Source organism: uncultured Campylobacter sp. (assembly GCF_937981295.1).
Taxonomy (GTDB): Bacteria; Campylobacterota; Campylobacteria; order Campylobacterales; family Campylobacteraceae; genus Campylobacter_B.
In genome coordinates, this window is record NZ_CALJPC010000072.1 from 1 (window position 1) to 9,422 (window position 9,422).

At 46.9% G+C, this 9,422-nt stretch carries 7 protein-coding genes and 1 pseudogene; all 8 read right to left on the minus strand.

From position 1 onward, the window contains the following. The coding region (locus Q0135_RS06755) for a hypothetical protein (RefSeq protein ID WP_297989364.1) at positions 1–580 on the minus strand (580 nt) is incomplete at its 3' end. 246 nt (positions 581–826) lie between these two features. Continuing rightward, a pseudogene (locus Q0135_RS06760) lies at positions 827–1,465 on the minus strand (ABC transporter ATP-binding protein); the annotation flags it as partial. Position 1,466: 1 nt separating this feature from the next. After that, positions 1,467–2,600, minus strand: a complete 1,134-nt coding sequence (locus tag Q0135_RS06765) for an FtsX-like permease family protein (RefSeq protein ID WP_297989366.1) — start codon at positions 2,598–2,600, stop codon at positions 1,467–1,469. Then, positions 2,587–3,831: an ABC transporter permease gene (locus Q0135_RS06770; RefSeq protein ID WP_297989368.1), complete on the minus strand. Its 1,245-nt coding sequence runs from the start codon at positions 3,829–3,831 to the stop codon at positions 2,587–2,589. Before Q0135_RS06770 ends, Q0135_RS06765 begins: the two co-directional genes overlap by 14 nt. After that, positions 3,831–5,249: a Fe-S-containing protein gene (locus Q0135_RS06775; protein ID WP_297989370.1), complete on the minus strand. Its 1,419-nt coding sequence runs from the start codon at positions 5,247–5,249 to the stop codon at positions 3,831–3,833. The genes Q0135_RS06770 and Q0135_RS06775 overlap by 1 nt, the downstream gene beginning before the upstream one ends. Before the next feature lie 387 nt (positions 5,250–5,636). Then, positions 5,637–6,158 (minus strand): iron transporter, encoded by a 522-nt coding sequence (locus tag Q0135_RS06780; protein WP_297989372.1) that lies wholly within the window; start codon positions 6,156–6,158, stop codon positions 5,637–5,639. A gap of 14 nt (positions 6,159–6,172) precedes the next feature. Next, complete coding sequence (locus Q0135_RS06785; RefSeq protein WP_297989374.1) at positions 6,173–8,104, minus strand: FTR1 family protein; 1,932 nt, start codon at positions 8,102–8,104, stop codon at positions 6,173–6,175. Between the two features lie 219 nt (positions 8,105–8,323). Beyond that, on the minus strand, positions 8,324–9,422 hold a 1,099-nt coding region (locus Q0135_RS06790; RefSeq protein WP_297989376.1), incomplete at its 5' end, for a c-type cytochrome.

Here is a 9,422-nt window from a genome sequence, read left to right on the forward strand (position 1 = left end):
ATCTAAAATCCGTCCTTAAGTCTACTTTTAAAACTGCTAAATTCGTTTTTAAATTTGCGTTTGAAATTTTAAAATTTGCGGTGCAATGCCTGTTAGAATTTATGTCTCGATACGCTCCGAGGCGTATGTCGTAATAATCCATGCTTGGGTTCATGCCGTGACCCTTGACGAGATTTATGTCATAATCCGCGCTAGAATTTATATCGTGGCATATATTTAAATTTAAGTCTCGATCTGCGTTAAAGTTTATGCTTTGGCATGTGCTACAGCAATATGCTATAAAGCGTATGTCGCAATCCGTATCGTAATAATCCGCGCTAAAGTCTATGTAACGATTTGCCTCGCAATTTGTACTCGTAGCGTTTTGGTTTTTAAAATTTAGACTTTTAAAATTTTGATTTTTTAAATTTTTACCCACTCCGCTCGGTTTTGTGACGGCGCTTGATCTTTCGAGACAAACAGCTTCGGCGGGACGTGCGTAGCAAAGAGTCACGCCTGCTCGCGCGAGCTTTGTGCGAACCCAAAAAGAGCGCGGGCGGGCGGTGAAATTTTTAAATTTTAACGTAGCTTTATTTTTCATCATGCGAGCTAAATTTTACGCACCTGAATTCTGTGCGTCCGCATTTTTGGTATCTTGATTTTCGCCGCTTAAATTTTTAGCGCCCCTATCTTCGCTGCCAGAGCTTTGCGAAGCGGAATTTTGCTCGCTCGCAGCTTCGGCGCTAGAGCTTTGCGAAGCGCTTTTGTTTGGATCGCGATCTGAAATTTCATCCTGCGAGCCCAAATGATGCTTCATCGTGCTTTGATCTAAAAGTTCTATTCGATCGAGTTTGCCGTGTCTTAGGCGCACCACTTTGTCCGCAAATTTGCCGAGCTCTTCGTTGTGTGTGACCAAAAGCAGCGTCTTGCCCTCGCCGCGAAGCGTCTGAAAGAGCTGCAAAACCACACGCTCGTTGGCTTCGTCGAGGTTGCCCGTAGGTTCGTCGGCGATGATAATATCGGGGTCATTGATGAGTGCGCGCGCGATGCATACACGTTGCTGCTCGCCGCCGCTAAGCTCGCTAGGGCGGTGGGTGATGCGGTGTGCGAGCCCCACTTTCTCAAGTGCTGCCTTGGCGCTGTCTTCATCCACGCAGCTGTGGTAGTATTGATTTAGCATGACGTTTTCGACGGCCGTTAGATAGGGGATTAGGTGAAACTGCTGAAACACGAGGCCGATCTTTTTACGGCGAAATTCTAAAATTTGCTCGTCGTTTAGCGCGCTCGCGTCGGCTCCGCCTAGGATATATCTGCCCGCGGTGGGGGTGTCCATCAGGCTTAGGATATTTACGAGCGTGCTCTTGCCGCTGCCGCTTGGGCCCATTATGCTGACCCACTCGCCGCTTAAAACGTCGAAGCTGATATTATCGAGAGCCTTAACCTCGCCGAAGTATTTGCAGATGCCTTCAAATTTTAAAATTTCCATGTCATTCCCTTAATAGATTCGCTAAATTCGGATTCAGCGCCTTTTTGATCGGATAGTAGCTTGCCGCGAGCGCAAAAATCAGGCTCAGCACGACCGCCGCAAAGAGGCTGATTAGCCTAAAATCCACGCTGCTTGAAAATATCAGATGCCCCAGCAAGATCGCGAGCAGGTATCCCACGAATACTCCAGCTAGCGAGCCTGCGACGCAGACGGTTAAAATTTCGCTCAGGATCAGGTGGAGCAAATTTTGTTTGCTCGCGCCGATTGCGCGGATGAGCGCGAACTCTTTGATGCGCGAAAGCAGGATCGAGCTAAGGCTCGTGTTGATGCAGACCGAGGTGATCAGAAGGATCGTAATGCCGATAAGAAGCATCAAAAGCTTGATTTTGTTTAAGATGATGCCCTGGGTCTTGGATACCTTGCCGATCGGCGCGAAGCTCATCTGCGCGTCGCTCAGGCTTTTTGAAATTTCGCTAAGCTGCTTAAAATCGCCGCTTACGATCGCTTCGGCGTAATTTACCTGCGCAGGCTGATTTAAAATTTTTTGCGCTAGCGGCAGCGAGATTAGCAGCATGCCGTCCTCTTTCTGCCCGTCATAGACGATGCCTTTTATCTTAACCTTGCTCGTTTCGTTTAAGCCGATCGGCGTGATCTCGATACTATCGCCGAGCTTCGCGCCCAAAAGTTTGGCGAGATCCTGCCCGATGAGCGCGTTTTTATCGTCGAAATCCACGCCGATAAACGAACCCTCTTTAAGATCCAAAAACGGCATCGTATCGCGCAGAGAGGAGAAATTTACCCCCATGATGATGCCTGAGTTGACGCCTAAATTTGCGCTGCCGAAAAGATATTTATTCGCGCTTTTCAGTGTGGGGATTTTAGCAAATTTTGCATCAAGCGCCGCTTCGTCCATATGGGAATTTTCTAAATTTGCGGGGCTTACGATTAAATTTGCGCCGTAGCTGTTTAGCTCGCTGGCGACCTTTTTATCGATGTCGGCGTAGATATTTACGAACGCCGCGCAAACCGCGCTGCCTAGCATGATCGCGACGAAAATCACGAAGCTGCGGATGCCGCTGTTGATGATACTTTTAAAGATCGCGCCTCTAAAAAACGCTCCGTTATTTCCTACCATAAAGCACCTCCGCAGGCAGTAGCTTGATCACTCCGCGTAGCGGCAAGATCGAGCCGATAATACAAATAAGAAGTCCAAAGACGATGCTAAGCGGAAAGACCATCAGCGACACGCCGATGAATGAGCCGAAAATTTGATACGCGATCGCCCAGCTAAGCACGTAGCCCACGACTGCGCCCACGAGTGAGCTTGCTACGCAGATGACGAAAATTTCGGCGGCGAACTGGATATAGATCATAAAATTGCTCGCTCCCAGCGCCTTAAGCAAGCCGATCTCCTTTTTGCGCTTGTAAATTTCGCTGCTTAGCAGGCTTGTGATGCAGATGCTTGAAATTAGCAGCGACAGAATGCTTACGACGCCCATTAAATTTTGAATTTTTTTCGTGATGCCGCTTTGAGCTTCGCTGACGCTAAGCACCGCCTTGGCGCTTGCGTTTGGATACTCCTCGGTGATCTGATATGCGATGGAGCTAACGTATGCTGAGCAATACCATGTGTCGTATTCTGTGGCGTCCAGGTTATCGAGACTCCTTCTTGCCTTTACGGACAGATCGTCTTCGGGGATAGTCATGGCGCTAACTTCTGCCTTGGCGATGAGGCCCTCTTTGTGCGTTAGCTTTTGCACCAGCGATAAATTTGCGATCAGCTTTTTGGCTTCATCCTCCGCACCGCGCAAAGTCCCAACGACTTTAACCTCATAATCTCCAAGCTTAACCGTATCGCCGATCTTTAGCCCAAGCCCGTCTCCTGCGAGCACCTCATTCTCGGCGCCGTCTTTTACCCACTGCCCCTCTACGCTCCAAAACGGATAGAGCGAGCGCACGCCCGATCTGAAATCAGGCTCGTCGCTAACGCCCACGTCCTTTTCAAAGTAGGTTCCCACGACGTCGTAATCTCCCGCGCGGGTAGTTAAAAAGGGCGCAAAGGCGGTGATATTGTTGCGCCAAAAAATTTCTTTGATCTTATGCAGCTCACTCTCTTTTAAAAAATCATCGTTTTTAAGCGGAGAGTATTCGCGCCCGCCGATCTCGATACTTAGGCTTTGCGAGCGCGGTAGCACGACGATATTCGAGCCGTAGCTGCGCAGCTCCTTAGCAACCTGATCGCCAATTTTTAGCGTGATATTTAGCATGCAAGCGATCAGCGAAACCGATAAAAATATCGTCAAAAACGCTAAAATTTTGCTATCCCTGGAGTTTAAAATGGAGGATTTGATGATGCGTAAAAACATTATTTAAGCTCCTTTAGCGTGCCGTTTTCATCTACATAGCGCTCGGGATGCGCGGTAAAGGCGTTTGCATTCGCTTCGCTTTCGAAAAAGTAGGTGCGTCCGTAGTAAAGATAGCTAAATTTAGAGGTGTTTAAAATTTCTTTTCTGCTGACCGGATCGATCACCTTTTTATCCACAATCTCCGAGAAATAGGACGCGCCGTCTTCAATCGTCTTAAGCGCGATGACGATATTTTGCCCCTCTAGCTTATAATCCAGCGGGATCGGATTGCAGCCGCCAAGCTTGCCGACGCTCGGCAAAAAGATACGCACGTTGCAAGCGATGCAGATGAGCTCATCGCCTTTTTTGATATAGCCCATATCGCCGCAGATCGAGCACGCGTCAAAAACCGCGACCGGGGCAAATTTGTCCGTGAAGCGGTTTAGTAGAAAAAACCTGACCTTATGCCCGTCGTCGGTGACGTAGGCAAAGCGGTGCAGCTTGCCATCTTTTACGATGTTTGCATCGATTATGAATTCCGCGCCTTGCGGCTCGATAATCTTAGGCTCATCGATCGTAGGCGGTTTTGAGGCGACCAAGATATAATAAAGCCCCAAAAAGCTGATTAAAACCCCAAGCGACAAGATCAGGCTAAAATCTCTAAAAATGGCGAATCTGCCCGCCTTAACCTCTCTAAATTTTATAATGTCCGCTTCGCGAGGCACTCGACTTGGCGCACGAAATACCGTAAGTAGCGCAATTAGCGCGGCTATAAGGCAAAGAGCTAGCGTCAGATAGGAGTTGTTGTAGTGGATGATTTTAGCGATGACGCTTAGAAACTCGGACGAGCCGATCGCGTTTGAAAGCCCTTCAAAACCCTTCGCAGCTAGCGCTTTGGGCGCGTCTGCCTGGCGCAGATCAAGGCCCAAAAAGCCGATTTTGGCGATAAAGGCAAACGCCCACGCGATGACGAATGACGCCAGCTTTGCACCTCTACTCGTACGCGCTAGAGCTGAGCGATAAATAAAATAGAATAAAATGAGCGCCAGCGCACCTAAAACCGCCATGAAGAGGTTGGTTAGGCTGAAGCTGTCCAGTAGCTCGCCGGAGAAAATTTTAAAATTCATCCCTATGAAGCGGTATTCAAATCCATACGCGCAACCAAGAGCAAAAATAACTATAGCGGTAAGATAGAATCGCTTAAACTTAAACGCAAGCAGTAGCGCGAGCAGCGCTAAAAGTGCGAGCGCATCAAACACGATCTTGCCCGTATCGGCGTTTGCCGAGCGCGCAAATGCGCTAAAGCACAGCGCCCCGAATGCAGCTCCCAAAAGCGCGGGCAAAAACGATGCGCTGATAAAGCGCCTGCCGCCCAGATACGCGCTTAAAAACGCGAGCGGAAATAGAGCCAAGCTAACGTGATAAAAAAATATCGTCATTAAAAATCCTCATCGAGTCTAATGCGCGTAAATCGCCTATAATTGCTTAAATTTTAAAATTTTAAAACCTACGCCATTTTGTAAATTTTAAAATTTCAAATCCGCTTGCAAAAAAGTTCGCAACGGCAAGAGCTGCCCGCAAAGAGAAATTTCGCCTCGCTATTGCTTTGGTTTTATTTCGTCCTTGCGGTGCGCTAAATTTTAAAATTTTGCCGCAGTTAAAAAGATTCGTAAGCTTAAACGCATTAAAGCAAAAACGATGCGCTTTGGCTGCGGCGTAGTGGCAAATTTAAACGGGCTAAAGTAACCGCCTTAAATTTAAAGCGTGTGGCTAAACCCAATACCGCTAGAGCTCCGCCAAAACGGACTCGGCGGAGCCATCTATGATTACTCTTTAGGAGCGCCTGTGTATTGGAAGGTGTATTTAACCGAGAACGGCTCCCACCATTTGCCTACGCCTGTCGCTTTGTCCGCGTGGCGGCCGAATCCGTTGGTGCTTGGATTTTCGATGTTGTAGGTTAGCTCGTAATTGCCCACGCCGTTTACCATTTTGATATTGGCGCCGTAGTGAGGGCCGTCGCTAGCTACCATAGGCATGAAATTTCCCTTTTGGATCTTGCCGGTGTCTAGGTTTTTAAGCACGTAAGCGATCTTTAGGTAAGGGATCCACTCGCCCTCGCCAAATCCGTTTGCGTTGCCTTTGATAGCGTGGATATCCGCCTCAAGGTGGATGTCCGCCTTGCTAGGAGCTAGATCGATGCCTTTAGGCTCCATATCGATAGGCTGAAGATACACAGCAGCGATCTCCATTCCATTTTGCTCAATCGGCTCGCCGATCGGATGCTCTCCCGCCATTGCTATAACAGAGGCTAGGCTTAGCGCCAATATACCTGAAAAAATCTTTTTCATCTTTTCTCTCCTTATTAAGATTTGTTTTTTTGCTTATTTTTTAAGATCAAAATTCCTACGATTAGAAGCACGATCATCACCGCTTGCGGCACTAGGCTCTGGACATAAGGATAAAATCCGATCCACGTAATCGTAGGAAGCCCGTCTATCACCGTAGGCACGAATACCTTGCCCTCGACTAGCTCCATCACGCCCTTACCCACAAATACGACGGACATATAAAATATGATGACCGATGTAGCAATGAAAAATGGCTTGATAGCGATTTTAAGCGAGAATTCTTTGATGACGATATAAACTATAATAAGAGCCGCCAGACCCGCTACGAAGCCTGCTGCTACCATGCTAGTAGCTGCCGGACTTTTAGCATCGAAAAGTAGTGCCAGATAAAATAGCACCGTCTCTGCGCCCTCGCGATAAACCGCTAAAAATACCGTCCACCAAAGCATCTTGCTATCGCCCGAACTTAGGCTGTTTGAAATTTGACCTTGGATATAGGCGCTCCACTTTTTGGAGCTTGCATTTGAAAGAAGCCAAAAGCCCACATAAAATAGCAGAACTACGGCGATTAACATCACCGCGCCCTCCATCACTTCGCGCGTTTGTCCTGCATTTTCACTACCGAAGATATAATTCAGCCCGTAAGCCGTAGCGATACTTAGCACAACCGCGACGCCAAGAGCGCTGTAAACGATATTTAGGTGCTTTGAGTTGCCGGATTTTATAAGTAGAGCGATGACTGCGGCTACGATAATGAGCGCTTCAAATCCTTCACGCAAGATAATGATAAACGCGTATAAGAATAGATCCCAGTTGCTTGATTTCTTCGTTAGCTCTATACTTTGGGTAAGCTGATCAAATAGCTTATTTTGCGCCGCTACGATCTGCTCTTTGGAAGCGCCCGCGCGCATAAGAGCCGAAATTTTATTAAAACTTGCTTCTGTATCTAGCTTAAGCTGAGTATTTTTAGCACCGACGATATTTTCCATACCGCTCTCTTCGTATTCGTCGAAGTAGATATTGCCGCTTTCGTCGATCGCGTCATCAACCTTGCCGCTCTCGTAAAGCTGCAAAACCTTAGCCATTTTGTCTTTGATATTTTGCACAATCGGCGTAAAATCCTTGCCCTCATCCTCGCTAGTATCGCTTTGTGCTAACGCAGTCTGCGGCGCTATGGAGTAGCTTTCTTGCGGCAAATCATTTACGGCTTTTAATGCTAGATTATCTAGGGCGTTTATCGCTTCGTCAAATTTTGATTTGTCCGTATCTGCATCCTCGCGCAAGAGATTTCCGATAATTTGCTGGATTGATTGATCGGTCTGAGATGAGACATATTTTCGCACTGCCTCCTCTAGACGTTCGTTGCGGTAGATATCAAATTTAGCGCGATTTAGCGCAGCTTTTAGCGCAGCAGTGTCTTTCTTATCAAACGCAGCTTTAGCGTTATCCAGCTCAGCTTTAAATTCCGTATAGACGCTCATCCACGGCGAAGTTGTACCGGATGCTGCGGAATTCCCGCCTGAGGCTGGCGCAGAAGTGCTGCCATCGCCTCCGTCTTGATACTCGGCTACGAGACGATGACCAGATTCAATCACAGGCAGAACCTCGTCAATCTCGCGATTTAGATTATCGATCATTGCTTGGATCTCATTTAGAGGCTTTTCAGCTTTGATCGCTTTACGGATATCGCCGAATTGCTTCTCCATATCGTAGGATTTTTTCTGACTTAAATTTATGCGAATGCCGGCTTCTAAATTTTCAAAATGCCCGAAATACGCCTCTTGGGTTATCTTTCTGGCCTCCGAGTTATTGCCGTCTACATAAAATTTAACCGCCTGGGCAAATTTTTCTTTAATCGCCGCCGCTTCGGCGCGATAATCGGTCTGCGCCAGCAACATGCAAAATGGAAAAATAAGAGCCAAAATCGCAAATTTAAAAAATTTCATCTGAACCTTCTTAAGTTAAATTTATACATTAAATTTCAAAATTAAGTAGCAATTATATGTAGAAAAATCTTAAAAAGTAATAAAAAAAGCGGTTATCATAAAGCACGAAAGCGGCTAAATTCTCAATTGCAAGAGCTTTTTGATAGATGGAATTTAATAGAATTTAGGATATGGCGGAATTTTAAAAGGCAGTCGGATTTTGCTCCGACTGCTAAAATTTTAGTGAAGTTTCGACCAAATTTTACTTTTCCAAAGACCTGCAAAAACAGAAAGGATCAAGAAATATATCATAATATTTATGGTCGTAGCTTCACGCTCGGCTTTTTTACTATCGCCTACGTCAGCTAGATATTCCACGACCTTGGCTTCAGCGTTTTCGTTCAAGCCTACGCGCGGCATCGAAGTGCCTGGAAGCTTCTTTTGCGTATCATTGATAAACTCGTGCAGATAGTTGGCGCCCTTAGAACGGATCATCATCGAAAGATCAGGAGGCGTCGAGCCCATATACGCAGTCAAGCTAGCCTTGTCGCTGGATGCAAAGAGCTTATCATATTTGACGTCGTGGCATCTTAGACAAGCATCCTCAAAAACCGCCTTACTTAAAAGGAATTTTTTCTGCGCTTCGTCTAGTTCGGTGCCTTGTTTGATGCCGCTAGCAGCAGCCTCAGAGGCGATTAGTTTATCCTCGCTAGGAGCTAGCGACTTTAGATAGGCTACGATATCGGCGATCTCTTGATTTAGATCACCGCCTATACCGAAAAATCCAGGCATCGGAAAAGGTTTTTCATCGCCAAATTTCTGATCTAGCTTAAGAGCCATGATCGGATCTTTGATGAGCGCAGCTAAGAATTTATCAGTGTATAGATAGCCTGCGCTGCTAAGATCCGGAGGATTGACGCCGTATGCGGCACTAGCGCTTGCCGCGTCCATAGGAGCGGGGATATTTGCACTTTTTACTCCATGACATGCGGTGCAGCCTGCATTTGTAAAGGTCTCGGCGCCGCGCACAGCATCGCCTTTGCTAAGATCTATTTTATTTATCTCGTCCCAAAAAAGCACCGTTTTGTCTTGTTGCTCTTTCGCACTGGCTAGGGCTTTTTTAGAATTTTTTATCATCGTCTCATCCCCGCCTTTTTCAGCTGCGGCCAAAGCGCTTTCTGCTGCGGCTACGTTATGCGCGGCTAAAGCCGTATCGCCTGCTGCAAAATCGTAATTTACCGGATCGGCGTGCGGACTGAGCTTAGTATGAGCATAAGGCTCGATAAACCAGTATAAAATTCCCACACAAAAAAGCACTAAGATTAGGGTTCTTATCTCT